The organism is Streptomyces triticirhizae, from assembly GCF_003696235.1.
Lineage (GTDB): Bacteria > Actinomycetota > Actinomycetes > Streptomycetales > Streptomycetaceae > Streptomyces > Streptomyces triticirhizae.
The window spans coordinates 38,851-51,254 of the sequence record NZ_RFFJ01000016.1; the positions used below are offsets into that span (position 1 = coordinate 38,851).

The 12,404-nt window shown below is 72.1% G+C and carries 16 protein-coding genes; 7 read left to right on the forward strand and 9 right to left on the reverse strand.

Annotated elements, in window-relative coordinates; all coding sequences use genetic code 11:
- Window positions 1–41: 41 nt before the first annotated feature.
- On the reverse strand, window positions 42–458 hold the full coding sequence (locus EBN88_RS05425; RefSeq protein WP_147472654.1) for a hypothetical protein: 417 nt from the start codon (window positions 456–458) through the stop codon (window positions 42–44).
- A gap of 122 nt (window positions 459–580) precedes the next feature.
- Here EBN88_RS05425 and EBN88_RS05430 point away from each other — a divergent pair, with 122 nt between their 5' ends.
- From EBN88_RS05430 to EBN88_RS05440, 3 genes are all read left to right on the forward strand, one after another.
- Window positions 581–868 carry a hypothetical protein gene (locus EBN88_RS05430; protein WP_122182650.1) on the forward strand — a complete coding sequence of 96 codons (288 nt, stop codon included), beginning with the start codon at window positions 581–583 and terminating at the stop codon, window positions 866–868.
- A 158-nt stretch (window positions 869–1,026) separates the two neighbouring features.
- Complete coding sequence (locus tag EBN88_RS05435; protein WP_122182651.1) at window positions 1,027–1,911, forward strand: recombinase family protein; 885 nt, start codon at window positions 1,027–1,029, stop codon at window positions 1,909–1,911.
- Between the two features lie 113 nt (window positions 1,912–2,024).
- On the forward strand, window positions 2,025–2,318 hold the full coding sequence (locus EBN88_RS05440) for a GIY-YIG nuclease family protein (RefSeq protein WP_122182652.1): 294 nt from the start codon (window positions 2,025–2,027) through the stop codon (window positions 2,316–2,318).
- Between the two features lie 395 nt (window positions 2,319–2,713).
- On the opposite strand, the gene EBN88_RS05450 is transcribed toward EBN88_RS05440, so the two are convergent.
- From EBN88_RS05450 to EBN88_RS05460, 3 genes are read right to left on the reverse strand one after another with little or no spacing between them, the layout of a single operon-like run.
- Entirely contained in the window at window positions 2,714–2,986 is a 273-nt protein-coding gene (locus tag EBN88_RS05450; RefSeq protein WP_147472656.1) for a hypothetical protein, read from the reverse strand.
- A gap of 47 nt (window positions 2,987–3,033) precedes the next feature.
- The gene (locus tag EBN88_RS05455; RefSeq protein ID WP_122182655.1) at window positions 3,034–3,672 is read right to left on the reverse strand and encodes a hypothetical protein; all 639 of its coding nucleotides are present in this window, start codon (window positions 3,670–3,672) and stop codon (window positions 3,034–3,036) included.
- On the reverse strand, window positions 3,669–3,965 hold the full coding sequence (locus EBN88_RS05460) for a hypothetical protein (RefSeq protein ID WP_147472657.1): 297 nt from the start codon (window positions 3,963–3,965) through the stop codon (window positions 3,669–3,671). Before EBN88_RS05460 ends, EBN88_RS05455 begins: the two co-directional genes overlap by 4 nt.
- 254 nt (window positions 3,966–4,219) lie before the next feature.
- Between EBN88_RS05460 and EBN88_RS32340 the strand changes: the two genes are divergently transcribed.
- Window positions 4,220–4,345, forward strand: a complete 126-nt coding sequence (locus EBN88_RS32340; RefSeq protein WP_267902535.1) for a hypothetical protein — start codon at window positions 4,220–4,222, stop codon at window positions 4,343–4,345.
- A gap of 9 nt (window positions 4,346–4,354) precedes the next feature.
- Here the strand turns inward: EBN88_RS32340 and EBN88_RS05465 are convergent, their stop codons facing one another.
- The 4 genes from EBN88_RS05465 to EBN88_RS05480 are packed head-to-tail and all read right to left on the reverse strand — an operon-like array spanning window position 4,355 to window position 7,971.
- The gene (locus tag EBN88_RS05465) at window positions 4,355–4,756 is read right to left on the reverse strand and encodes a hypothetical protein (RefSeq protein WP_147472658.1); all 402 of its coding nucleotides are present in this window, start codon (window positions 4,754–4,756) and stop codon (window positions 4,355–4,357) included.
- An 18-nt stretch (window positions 4,757–4,774) separates the two neighbouring features.
- Window positions 4,775–6,232, reverse strand: a complete 1,458-nt coding sequence (locus tag EBN88_RS05470; protein WP_122182658.1) for a terminase large subunit domain-containing protein — start codon at window positions 6,230–6,232, stop codon at window positions 4,775–4,777.
- Window positions 6,229–6,960, reverse strand: coding sequence for a hypothetical protein (locus EBN88_RS05475; RefSeq protein WP_122182659.1), 732 nt, complete (start codon window positions 6,958–6,960; stop codon window positions 6,229–6,231). Before EBN88_RS05475 ends, EBN88_RS05470 begins: the two co-directional genes overlap by 4 nt.
- Before the next feature lie 27 nt (window positions 6,961–6,987).
- Entirely contained in the window at window positions 6,988–7,971 is a 984-nt protein-coding gene (locus EBN88_RS05480) for a site-specific integrase (RefSeq protein WP_147472659.1), read from the reverse strand.
- 708 nt (window positions 7,972–8,679) lie between these two features.
- Between EBN88_RS05480 and EBN88_RS05490 the strand changes: the two genes are divergently transcribed.
- The 3 genes from EBN88_RS05490 (at window position 8,680) to EBN88_RS05500 (ending at window position 11,022) form a co-directional block, all read left to right on the forward strand.
- Window positions 8,680–9,243 carry a hypothetical protein gene (locus EBN88_RS05490; RefSeq protein WP_147472660.1) on the forward strand — a complete coding sequence of 188 codons (564 nt, stop codon included), beginning with the start codon at window positions 8,680–8,682 and terminating at the stop codon, window positions 9,241–9,243.
- A gap of 78 nt (window positions 9,244–9,321) precedes the next feature.
- Window positions 9,322–9,603, forward strand: coding sequence for a MerR family transcriptional regulator (locus tag EBN88_RS05495; protein WP_122182663.1), 282 nt, complete (start codon window positions 9,322–9,324; stop codon window positions 9,601–9,603).
- A 27-nt stretch (window positions 9,604–9,630) separates the two neighbouring features.
- Complete coding sequence (locus EBN88_RS05500) at window positions 9,631–11,022, forward strand: tyrosine-type recombinase/integrase (protein ID WP_122182664.1); 1,392 nt, start codon at window positions 9,631–9,633, stop codon at window positions 11,020–11,022.
- Between the two features lie 428 nt (window positions 11,023–11,450).
- On the opposite strand, the gene EBN88_RS05505 is transcribed toward EBN88_RS05500, so the two are convergent.
- Window positions 11,451–12,122 (reverse strand): response regulator, encoded by a 672-nt coding sequence (locus EBN88_RS05505; protein WP_122182669.1) that lies wholly within the window; start codon window positions 12,120–12,122, stop codon window positions 11,451–11,453.
- Window positions 12,123–12,404: the final 282 nt, after the last annotated feature.

Sequence of the window (12,404 nt, forward strand, 5' to 3'; positions counted from 1 at the left end):
CGCCTCTATCCCCACGCCACGGTGGCTGGCGGTCTGGGCGGTCAGAGGTTGGCGAAGTAGTCCCGCAGGGCCTCCGCCGACGGCGCCCGCTTGCAGGCATGGCCGTCCGGATATCCGCCAGGGAACTGCAACACCTGTTGGGGCCACGGGATCGCTTCGTACACCTGGGCCACCGCGCCCGGACCGCCCGAGATCCGGAAGTGCACGCCGTCTGCCTCGGTGGTGATGATGTGCCCATTGCCGTGGTCGCACATCGCCGGGAGCGCGTGGCAGGCCCCCACGGTCACGGCCAACTCCCCGAGTACGGCGGGGTAGTGGATGGTGCAACCGCACGGGGTGGGCTGCTCCACCAGCGGGCCGCCTGTCTCCCGGCCCGGCGGCATCGCGTTGCGGAATCCGGGCGGGGGGCCGTCCTGGAGGCGCGGGCGGCGGGGCTTGTTCTTCTTGTTCCGTCCCATGGGGGCGCAGGCTACCGGCCGCCCGAGAGAAGGGCCGAGAGCCAAGATCCGCGCAGACTCGTACGGGGCTCGGTCAGCTTCGGCCGTAGTCTCGGTGGGTGGCCAGGACGACGGGGGGACGGATGACGGGGCAGGACCGCGCAGCGATCATCGGCGGCCTGGGCGTGGTGGCGCTGCCGGTGGGGTGGGTGCTTTTCCTGATCGGGGGCGAACCCGCCTACTGCTGGCGTAATCCGGACGAGGGTTACAACGTGCACGTGTCCCGGGACTGCTCCGCTGTGCTGGCGGAGGGGCACATGGTGCGGATCGTGGCCGGGCAGGCGGGATTGTGGCTGATGCTCGCTGCCGTGGTCGCCTTGGTGGCGGCTGCGGTGCTGTGGGTGGCGGGGGAGTCGCGGCGCAGCCGGTGACCAGCGCGGTCGGTGTCTCAGAAAACGACCCGTTGTGCGACAGGCGTAGCGCGGCGGCGGGTTGCCCGTTTTGGCCCGGGGTGGCGTGTCGCAAAACCTGTCGCAGAATCTGGGGGATCAACTCTCTTTTGCGATTGGGTTTCTGAGACACTGGGGGCATGTCACCGGAGATGCAGAACGCCGCCGCTGTCGAACGCCACGCCTGCCCCACGTGCAAGGTGGAACCCGGGTCGGCCTGCCGCACCAAGTCCGGAAAGGTGGCCCCCAAGTACCACACCCCCCGCTTTCAGCTGGTGCCGTCCCTGGCCCGCTCCCTCGACGTGCGCACGCCCGCCGACCGCAGGCCCGGCACGCTGTGGACCCCGGGCGCAGCCGTCGTCGTCCCAGCCGTGCCGACGGACCGCAAGCTGGCGCCCGTCCGTCTGGGTTACGCCCGCTGCTCCACCGTGTCGCAGGAGCTACAGGGGCAGCTGGACGAACTGGCCAAGGCCGACTGCCACAAGGTGTTCTCCGAGAAGATCAGTACGCGCGTGAAGCACCGGCCCGAGCTGGCCGCCGCGCTGGACCTGGCCAAGCGGTTCAAGGAGGCCGCGCCGCAACAGACGGTCATCCTGACCGTCACGGAGATGAAGCGGCTAGGACGCGACGCCGACGAACTGACCACCCTTGCCCGGACCCTCCAGGAGAACGCCATCAGTCTGGAGATGCTGCGCGGCCCGCTCCCCGGGGTGTACGACCCGAGCGGTTCCGGCGCGCTGCTGTTCGCGTTCTTCGCGGCCATGGCCGAGGCCGAGCGGGAAGGCATCCGGGAGGCGACCCTGGAGGGCCTGGAGTCCGCCCGCGACCGAGGCCGCCACGGCGGACGCCCCAAGGTCATCACGGACGACATGCTGGCCATCACCCGCGCCCGCATGGCCAAGGGGGAGTCCGTCCGCGATATCGCCAAGGGCCTGACCATCACCGAGGGGAAGAACGCGGGCGAGGCACCGTCCGCCGCGTCGCTGTACCGGGCGCTGGCCGAGGCCGACCAGGCGGCCAGTTGACCCACCGCGTCAACGCCTGCTGAGTGGGACCGTCGCGTTCCGCAGGCCGGCCCCGTAGCCCTTCTACCGGATCTACCGGAACCGAGCCAGCCCAGGGCTCATAGGCTCCCGCCATGGATGAGATCGATGACAGAGTCTCGGCCCTCATACGCGGCGCCGAGAAGCAAAGGACCCGGTGGGAAGCCATGCGGTCAGGTGTCATCTACCTGATAGGCATGGACGGTTCGGACCGGGTGAAGATCGGGTTCACGACCGGCGACCCTGAGAAGCGGCTGAGGCAGCTCCAGACCGGGGCGCCCGAGCCCCTGCGCCTGCTGGCCGTCTTCTCCGGAAAGGCAGCTGCACGAGCGGTTCGCCACCTACCGAACTCGTGGCGAGTGGTTCGATTTGGTCGCTTTCCAGAGTGACCCCGTGTGGGTCGTGCAAGGCGTCATCGAAGAACTGGAGTCGTTCGAGGAGCACCCGGCCGACTGAGCCCGCGAGCCCCGCGTAGCCGGATGCCCAGGTCAACGCATGGGCGCACGACTCGGCGCCGTGCCGGTCGGGTGCGCTGTCGTGTTCGGGTCCGGATGCGGTCAGGCGGGGAACAGTGCCCACTGTTCGATGTTCGGCGTGTCCCCGGTCGGGGCGGGTGTGTCGAACAGGACCGGCTGGACGGCGTCGGGTGGAGCCTGGCGCATACTCCCGGTGCAGCTGACCAACGGCCAGCCGGGTACGCGGTACTCCGGGTCATGACGTGCGAACTGGCCGCCCGGTATGGCGATGGCGCGGGCGCAGACGGGGCACGTGCGGCGGGGCCACTTCATGCCTCCATGGTGCCCGGCGCCCCCGGACCGGTCTCCCGCATCGTGTAGACGGCCATAAGGTCCAGCAGCTCCTCCACCTCCTCGCGTCCGTCGCTGGCCGTCATGGCCAGGCCGACGGAGAACACCAGCAGCGCGTCCACCAGGGCGGCGGCGCGGTCCTGGTCGGCGGTCAGGCCCCGGATACGGTCCGTCAGAGCGGCGGCGCGGTCCGGGTCACACTGGCCCAACTGCCCCTGGGTGGCCAGGCATCGGAAAGCGTCGCGGGTCAACTCGACCGGCAACAGGGAATCGACGCGCGGGGAAGGCGCGTCGGGAGTCACGGCCGGCCCTCGGGATCGGTCCAGGGGTCCAGGCCCTCGGCGGCCATGTCGGCCTCCTCGGCACCGCGCTGGAGCAGGTGCCGCTCCCACCAGTCCAGGAAGTCCGGGCCGGTCGCGTACCGCTCGGGGTTGGCCTCGGCCACCAGGTGCGTGAAGCGGGCACACAGCCGCGCCATGGCCCAGCCGAACGCGATGGTCACCGCGGCCTCCGGCGGACTGCTCGGCTGGCCGTGGTCGGCCGCCAACTGCCCGAGGGAGGGCAGTACGGCCGTGTCCAGCAGGTTGTCCCCGACCTGGGCGTTCAGGGCCGCCCGAGAGGCGTTGACGGCCGCGTGGACGGCGTCGCCGTCCAAGGTCCGGCCGCTGGTGCGGTCGGCCTCCTCCACCGCCTTCTGGTAAGGCTGCTCGGGGTCGGCGTCGTCCTCCAGGCCGAGGGTCAGGAACACGGCGGAGAACCGCGTGAGCGGCCCGAGGACCAGGAGCAGGGACTGGCGGCCGTGGCGCTCGGCAAGGTTCGTCAGGATCTCCACCACGCGATCCTGGGCGGTGGCCGGCGCGTCGGCGGCCCTGATGAGCGCGACGGCGGCCAGCTCATGGTCAAAGACTTCCGCAACGTCGCCGGGCGTGGGGGTCACGGCGCCCCCATCAGGCCGACGGCGCAGGCGTCCAGCAGATCCTCCGCCCCGTCCCGGCCGCCCCCGGCCTGGTAGGCGATGGCGGCGGAGAACGACGCCAGACAGGCCACCAGGGCGGCGGCGCGTGCCGGGTGGCCGGTCATGCCCCGTACGCGGCGCATCAGGAGCAGGGTCTGACCGATGGCGGCGGTGTCGTCGTCGGCCTCCATGGCGGCCAGCGCGCGGAGGTAGTCGCGGGTCAGCTCCACCGCCTCCAGCGCCTCCATGGGCTGGCGGGTGTCTTCAACGGTCACCGGTACATTCCACCACGGTCACAGTGGCGCCCCATCTGGATACGGACCGACGACGTAGAAGCCCTGGTCAGCTACCCTTGCCCCTTTCTCAAACATGATCTACAGGGGTGCCCGTGCGTTTGAATTGGCATATACCACTGCCCGGCCCGTTCTCGGTCGGCGGCAGCATCGGCGGTCGGAGACGACGGGGCGGAGGTGGTGGCGCAAGCTGTATCGCTGCCCCCTTCGTTCTCCTGTGGTACTGCCTCATCATCGTGTTCTGGCTGTACTGGTGGATGTTGAAGGGCATGTTCTGGTACGGCGGCGCTCTGGTCTATCGACTTGTGACCCATCGGCCCTACAGCGTGCCGAGCCGCCGCTGGGGCGGCCTGCTGTGGTGACTTCAACGGTCATCCGTACATTCCACCACGGTCAAAACGGCGCCCCATCTGGATGGAGGCCACGCTGCCGGGCCTCGGCGTGAACGTGTCGAGTCCCTGGCCGCTGACGCCGTGGGTGTAGCCGTACCCGAGGCGGACGCCGCCCTGGGACTGCTGGGCGGTTCGCGGCTGCTCCTCGGGGGCCTGGGCCGTGTCGGCGTTCGCCACGGCCGCCAGCGCGTCCACGGCCTCGGACAGGGCGCGAATCCACCCGTTGAGCAGCTGCTGGGGCGGGGTGTCCGGAGGCTGCCCGAGGAGCGCGGCCAACGTCACCGGCGTGCCGCCGTCGGGGGTCAGGGCGGTGGCGTTATCGCGCAGGGCGGCCAGCACCTTGTGGGCGCGCTCGGCGCGCCGTTCCTTCCTGGACTTCACATCGGCCTCCAAGGCGGGTCAGGGGTTCGGGGCCTGGGGGCTGGCGTACGGCATCAGGTGGGCGACGGCGTACGCCGATGCGTCCAGCCGTCCCGGACTGTCCGAGCTGGCCGGTGTCCACCCCTCCCATTCGCCTTCCAGCTCGGGCATGGGATGCGCCAGCCGGACCGGGTCCTGGACGAACGCCTGGGCGATGGGTTCGGCCCGCAGGTACTTGCCGCGCTTGGCCGTCACGGTGGTGACGTACGGGGCCATGGACCCAGGCCGCACGGACCCCTCCCGGCCCAGCTCCTGCCACGCCGAGTTGACCATGGAGCGGACCATGCCGCCGCCGTAGTTCTGTTCGATCACCACGCAGTCCGCGCGGGTCTCGACTGCGAGCAGGCACACGGTGCGCGCCCACTGGTCGGGAGACATCACCCCGGACCGGTCGGCCAGCAGGTACACCCGGCCGTCCAGGCCGCGCCCGGCGGCCACGATCCCGCATTCGTCGGCGCCGCCGCCGGAAGGGTCCACGGCCACACAGATGCGGTCCAGCTTGGGCAGGCGCCGGCCGGGCCGGAGGACGCGCTGGGAGAGCAGGCCGGGCGGCAGCAGCGCGCCCTCCACCACGATGGGCGTGCACATGTAGAGCGCCGACCAGTCGCGCGGAATGCTGGACGCCCGCTTGTCCTCCCAGTGGGCGGTCAGCGCGGCCAGGTCGTCCTCGGGGAGCTTGGGGTGGGTCAGCGGCTGCCCCGGTGCGCGGCCCAGCGGGTCGTGGGCCTGGGCGAACGCGGGCAGGCTGACGACGCGCCACCGGCCGCCGTCCTCCACGCGCCCCTCCCGCTCCAGCAGCAGCCCGGAGAGATCCTTTTTGTGCCAGCGGGTTTGAATGATCACCGCCGGGGCGCCAGGGGACAGGCGGCTGGTCGCCACCGATGACCACCAGTCCCACACGGCTGCGCGCTGCGTGGGACTGTCCGCGCTCTGCCGGTCCTTGTGCGGGTCGTCCACCAGGACCAGGTCCGCCGGGAACCCGGTCAGGCTGGAGCCGACGCCGACCGAGCGCAGGCCGCCGCCGTGGTGGGTCCGCCAGTCGGCCGTGGACGCCGACCCCCGGGCCACGCCCACACCCCACCGGTGCCCGTGCTCGGTGATGATGGCCCGCACGTCCCGCCCCCGGTGCCGGGCCAGGCTGTCCGAGTACGTACCGACGGCCACCCGCCGGGACGGATTGCGCAGCAGATACCAGGCCACGCCGTACGTCGCAGCCGTGACCGACTTCCCGCACTGCGGCGGACAAAAGATCATCAGACGCCCGCCGGGCGTCTGGGCGGTCTCCGCGAACGCCTGGGAGATCAGCCGCAGATGGGCGCGCGGCACGAAGGTGCGCGGCGCTGTCCACATGCCCAGGGTCAGCGGGGAGTGGAGGGCCACGGCCTGGAGACGGCGGGAGGTCTCGGCGTCGGCGGCGCCGGCCGTCGCCACGGTCACGGCGCGCCCTCCTCGGCGTCGTCGTCCCCGAACATCGCCAGCACGTCCACCAGGCCCGTGCGCTCCGCCTCTTCCCTGGCGGCCGGGAGCGCGTGCACTGCGGGGGCCTGCGCGACGGCCGCCACGTCCTGCCGCATCTGCTCCAGCAGTTCCTCATACAGACCCGCGTCCCGGCCGTGTGCCGCGTCCTCCTCGGCCTGGCCGTCGGCGGCCTCGGCCGTGGCCTGCGCGCTGGCCGACGCGGCGGCCTGGACCGACACCAGCGGGCCGGTGGGCGCGGTGACGCGGGCGTGCCGTTCGACCAGGTCCCCGGTGGCGCGGAGCAGGTCGGCGGGCCGGGCGTCGTCCATGGACGCCTCCAGGGTGAGCAGCGCCACCCGCTCGGCGACCCGGCCCAGCAGGTCGGCATTCTTCGCCCGCTGCTCGGCGTCGCGCAGCCGATAGCGGCGCGCCACGATGGAGTATTCACGGTCGTCGCGGGCGGCGGCGCGAGCCACCCAGCCCCAGCGCACCGAGGCCCGTTCGACGGTGCGCACAGACACCGTCTTGCCGTTCCGCCGCTGGCCGCTGGCAACCTGGGCGTTCCACTCGGCGGTGGTGGAGTCCAGGGACCGCTCGGCACCCTGGCCCTGATAGATCAGATACAGCTCATGATCACGTGCTGACTCTCCGGGTTGCTTGTGCCATACCTCCCGGTCCTGGGACCAGGCCACAGCGTCCACCGACACGTCACCGTCACCTTTCCGACAGGGCCGCTACGCCGCCGTAGCTGCGTTGGACTCGGACGACCAACTGGCCGCCTGGCCCGCAGGGTTGTGCTTATTCGGTGTGCTGGCGCGGCGCAGGACTTCCATGCGGCGCGGCAGCATCACCCAGGCCGGGTCCCCGGCGTGCTTGCCGTTCAGAGCCGCGATGGTGGAGGCGTACTGGACGCGCAGGACATCCGGCAGGATGGGCAGGCCGGGTCGGGTGCGGGCGGTGGTGGTGCCGCTGTGGGACCGGCCGCCGCCGCAGACCGACACCCACAGCGCGGTGGGGGTGCTTCCGCCGAGGCCGGCCACCAGGCGGTCCCGCAGGTCCAGCCACTGCCCGAGTGCGCCCTGGGTGGCCTGGGACAGGGGCAGGGTCTCGGTGTAGACGCGGGCGCCCCGCTGGGGGCGCCGGGTGATGGTGACGTGCGACAGGTCGGCGGCCAGGTCGGGCAGTTGGATGGCGGCCAGCTCCCCCGAGCGGGCGCCGGTGTCCATGACGACGCCGACGGCGGCACGTAGCCGGATCATCACGTTGCGGCTGCTCGGCTTGGCCCCAGTGGGGGTGACGCCGGAGGAGACGAACCGCCAGACGGCGTCCCGCTGCTGGGGGGTGAGCGGGTCGCGGAGCGGCGCCTGCGGCACCTGTGGGAGACGCGGGTGGAGTCCTGCGGCCGATGCGATCAGCGCCACGATACTGCGCCGCACGGCCGCGCTGTGCTCCGACGGCTGGCATGTGTAGCGGCGGCCGGTGGCCCGCAGGTCGTCCGCATCGGCCGCGCGGAAGTACCAGGCCAGGGACAGCTCGGAGAAGAGGGACCCTAGGCCCTGGCAGCAGCCATCGGGCAGCACGTCATACGTCACGGCCCGCTCCAACTCCCCAGCCACCCAACGGACTTGTTCGGCGCGGGATGAGCTGAGCGTGGGCGTGATCCGGTCGACGATCTCCCGCAGCTCCACCAGGGCGCGACACCGTTCCGTTTCTGCCATGATCCTGACGGTACGGGGAGGTTTAGTAAGGCGATTCAAGCGCTGCCTGCCCAAGGAGGCTCCGGTGCCCGGGGGTTGGGCCTGGAGGCGGCGCCTGGGGTGGTGGGTGGGCCGCGCCGTCGTCGGCTGCTGGAGGGGGTAAGCCCGCACGGCTTGCCGTTGGTCCCACCGTGCGGGCCTCGGCGGGTCGGGGCGCCGACCGGTTCCGGTCCGCGATCAGGTGGAGACCCGCCGCCCCGCGTGGAAACGGCGGGCCTCCTGCCCGCAGATCACCGCGACGGAGACCCGCCCCGATGATCTCACAGTATGTGATTGTGGTTACCCATTCTGTAACGCGGAGGTGCCGCGCAGTGATCTTGTGCGGGACCTGGGCGTGGCCGCTGGGCGGCTGCCGTGACTGCGGCGCCGGCGGCCCGTTTCCGGCCTGGGGCTGCTGCGGGCCGTGCGTGGAGGAGACCCTGGCCCGGTGGCACGCGATGGGCGGCCATGGTTGGGCCGATGCCTGGGAGGGCCGCCTGCGGGGCGCCGTCGTGGACTGCGGCGCGGCCGTCACTCGTGCGGGTGATCCATTGGCCGACGCCGCCTGATTTCCCGGGTACTCCCTGGTGTTCCGCAGGGAGTTGCCCCCAGAATCGGCGGAGGTCAACGCGACGGGAGGGGCCGGTGGAGGCAGCAGCCAGCACGCCAGTGCCGTGCACCGTCGCGCCCGTGGACGACGACCTGGCCCACCTCCTGGCACACACCTGGGGACCGGACGGCTGGGCGTGGACCCGGGCCGGGGTGGACCCGGTACCCGAGGACCGGGAGCTGGACGACGACCTGGACCCGTTCGCGCTGCTGCCGCCGTACGTGGAGACCGTGGACGGGTCGCGCGGCTGGGCCGACGCCGCCGCCCGCACCCCGCACGGTCTCCGGCTGGCCTACCTCCTGCGCACCAGCTCCTCCGCCCGGCGGCTGCTGTGGCTGGCCATCTGCGGGGCCGCCGAGCCCACGCCCGAGCTGCTGGCCGTCCAGGACCGCGCCGCCCGCGCGCTGCTGCGCATCCGGGACGTGGCCTGGCTGCGGCTGCTGGCCAACTGCCTGGTGCTGTGCGTGGCCATCTGCTGCATGATCTGTGAGCGGCTGGCGGCCAAGGACGACGCCCAGGCGGCCGTCCCACCTCCGTGGACGCTGTGGCCCCCGCCCCGTCTGCCCGTCGTTGTGCACGTGCTTACGCGCTGCGTACTGACGGCCGCCCCGCCGGTGGGCGCGGCCGGATCGGCGCGCGCTTAGCGACGGAAGGAGCAGCGCGGCAGCCCCGCGCGCCTCCGGCCTATCCACCCGGTCCACGGGTTGCCATGCGATGCCCTGATGCCCCGCAAGACCACCACGGCGTCCACCACGACGGCCGCCGATCAGCAGGCCGACGACGTGCCGGCGCGGCTGCTGACTCCGCAGGAAACCGCCGATCGGCTAGGCGTTCGGCTGAAAACTCTTCAAAACTGGGCGCCTGCCTGGGAGGTCAACCGCGTGGGGCCGAAGCCCCACCGGCTGCGGCCCGGCCGGGGGTGGGTCCGCTACGAGGAGGCCGAGGTGGCCCGGATCGTGCGGGACACGCTGGCTGGTAAGCAGCCGCTGACCCCGGGCAGTTGAGAGACCCGACCACCCGAGGAGTGATCAGTGCCGGAACCCATCGATCGATGGCACTACAAAGACCCCGAGAAGGAGCAGGCCAAGCGGGCCGCCAAGGGGCTGCCGCCGCTGGAACTGTGCAACTGCCGGAGCACCAAGGACAGGGGTCTGCCGACCCCGGACCATGGCTGTGACCGGCGGTGGCTGGCGCACTGGCGGGACGCTGACGGGAAACAGCGGTTTAAGAAGATCCTGACCAAGGGCGACGGCGTGGAGTCGGGCGGCATCCAGTACGCCCGCGCCTACATGAACAGTCAGCGGGCGGCGGTCCAGGAGGGCCGCGACCCGTTCCCGCACCGGCGCCGGACGACGCGCGGCGTGCCGACCATCGCCGAGTACGTGGAGACGTTCCTGGAGCAGCACGAGGGCCGGGACGGGACGGTGGAGACGTACGCCTACCGGCTGCGCCCGCACGTCGTCCCGGTGTTCGGCCACCGGGCGCTGGACGACGTGAAGCGCGCCGAGTGGCGGGAGTTCCTGGTGGGCCTGCGGGGCAAGATGTCCCACACCACCCGGGACGGCATCCGGAAGTCCATCAGCTCCATGTACGGCATGGCGGTGGAGGACGAGGTGGTGGACGCCAACCCGGTGGCGGGCCTGCGGCTACCCAAGGGCGAAACCAAGGAGGTCCGGCTGGCGTGGCGGCACGTCGTGGCGGTGGCCGCCGACATTGACCCCCGGTACGAACTCACCATCTGGTACGGCTCGCTCCAGGCGCTGCGGTCCATGGAGGCCGCCGGGGTCCGCCGGGAGGACATGGAGCGCGTGCGCGGCAGGCAGATGGTGGAGGAGCAGCGGCGCCGGGGCCAGGCGGCGCCGCTCAAGACGGACGCCAGCCACGCGGTGCTCCCCGTCGGGGACTTCCTGCTGGGCAAGTACGACGCCCACGTGTCGTGGCTGGACGCGGCGCGGGCCGAGGCCGAGGCGCGGCGCCGTCGGCGCGGGACCCGGCCGGTGCCCGAGGAGTACGCGGGCCTGGTGACGCTCACCCGGTACTGGACCCCGCTACGGGAGAACGCGCTGTGCCGGGCGTTCACCGAGGCCAAGACCAAGGCCAGGGCACGCGGCGTGGACGTGCCCGAGGACGCGACGTTCCGGGACCTGCGGCACTTCGCGGACGCGGTGCTGATGGCCTCGGGCGTGGAGCCGCGCAAGGTCCAGGCCCGTATGCGGCACGCCCGGCTGGCCGAGACCCTGGACACGTACGGATATCTGCTGTGGGAGGTGGACTGGGAGAACGCGCCGGCCAGCTTCACCGAGCTGTACGGCATCCCCGAGGCCGAGGCGCCGAGCCTGCCCGAGGCCGCCAAGGTGCCGCAGGCCCAGCGGAGCCTCGGCGCGGCCGGGCGCTCCTCCGCGACGGTGAGTGAACACGGGTGAGCATGTCGCGTTGGGGCATCGTGCGGCTAGACTCCACGCCCATGACCTCCGAGACCACCACGCGCCCCCACCGCCACGGTGGTGCGCCCAAGTGCCCGGCTGCCGCCGGTGTTTACGGGGCGTTTGCGCTGGCTGGTCGCTCGGTGCGTCGCCCCAGCTCAGAGGCACCGGCCGCCGGAGGAGTATCTATCCCCGGCGTACAGGCCGACTCGTCCGTCGCCACGACATCTTCCCTGGTCGGAGCCGGTCCGGTGGCGGATCGTCCGGTGGCGGATCGGCCACCGTGATCAGCCCGGGGACGTCCTCGTCCTGCTCGCCCGGCTCGGCCAGCAGTGGTGCGGTGGGTCAGCAGTGGTGCGGTGGGTCAGCTGTGCCTGCCACCGCTGCTCCTCGCCTGGTGAGGACTCGCGCCAGCCACCTGCTCTCCCTCAGGCCTCGGCCAGGCCGGCGCGCCATGCCCAGGCGGCCAGCCCGACGCGGTTGCGGACGCCGAGCCGGCGTTGGGCGCTCGCCAGATGTGTCTTCACCGTGCCGGGCGAGATGAACAGCTCCGCGCCGATCTCCGCGTTGGTGAGCCCGGCGGCCACCAGCCGCACCACATCCTTCTCCCGTTCGGTCAGCCGGTCAGCCGGCCGGTCGGTGCGCTCGTCGGTCCGCCGCACGTCGGTGGTGCGGGCGTATCGATCGCGCAGCAGGCGCATGGTGATCGATGGGCTGAGCAGCGCCTCCCCTGACATCGCCGCCCGAACCGCCTCCACCAGGAGCGTCGGCCCGGCACGCTTGAGCAGATAGCCGGCGGCGCCGTCGCGCAACGCCAACTGGACATACTCGTCGTGGTCGAAGGTGGTGACCACGACCACCCGGGGCCCCGGCTCCGCGCCCGGTCCCGCCAGCCTGCGCACCACTTCGAGCCCGTCGAGCCCGGGCATCCGGATGTCGGCGAGCAGCACATCGGGCCGGAGCAGGCGGGCGGCCTCCAACGCGGCGACGCCGTCGGCGGCCTCCCCGACGACGGTCATGTCCGGCTGGGCGTCGAGCACCAACCGGAAGCCATGTCGGATGAGTTCCTGATCATCGGCGATCACGATGCGCGTCGTCATGCCCGTCATGCCCATCATGCTGTCAGAGCTGGTGAGAGCTGTCGGGAGAGGTGGTCACCGGCCCGGTTCCGCTCCGAGGGCCGGCCGGAGCGGTGGCCGACCCGGCGGCCTGGGCTGCGGTCGTCGGGGCTGCGGTCGTCGGGGGAGGCAGCGGCAGGCGGGCCGCGAGACGCCAACGCCCGTCGTCCGTCCGGCCCGCCATACACGACCCGCCCATCTCGCGCGCCGCGCGGGCCAGCCCCGGCAGGCCGAGCCCGCTGCCCCGCCGGCCGCCGGCGGGCC

Excerpts from the sequence above, each read along its gene's own strand:
- EBN88_RS05425 (WP_147472654.1), bottom strand. The coding sequence starts at position 458 with ATGGGACGGAACAAGAAGAACAAGCCCCGCCGCCCGCGCCTCCAGGAC.
- EBN88_RS05430 (WP_122182650.1), top strand. The coding sequence starts at position 581 with ATGACGGGGCAGGACCGCGCAGCGATCATCGGCGGCCTGGGCGTGGTG.
- EBN88_RS05435 (WP_122182651.1), top strand. The coding sequence starts at position 1,027 with ATGTCACCGGAGATGCAGAACGCCGCCGCTGTCGAACGCCACGCCTGC.
- EBN88_RS05440 (WP_122182652.1), top strand. The coding sequence starts at position 2,025 with ATGGATGAGATCGATGACAGAGTCTCGGCCCTCATACGCGGCGCCGAG.
- EBN88_RS05480 (WP_147472659.1), bottom strand. The coding sequence starts at position 7,971 with ATGGCAGAAACGGAACGGTGTCGCGCCCTGGTGGAGCTGCGGGAGATC.
- EBN88_RS05495 (WP_122182663.1), top strand. The coding sequence starts at position 9,322 with ATGCCCCGCAAGACCACCACGGCGTCCACCACGACGGCCGCCGATCAG.
- EBN88_RS05505 (WP_122182669.1), bottom strand. The coding sequence starts at position 12,122 with ATGACGACGCGCATCGTGATCGCCGATGATCAGGAACTCATCCGACAT.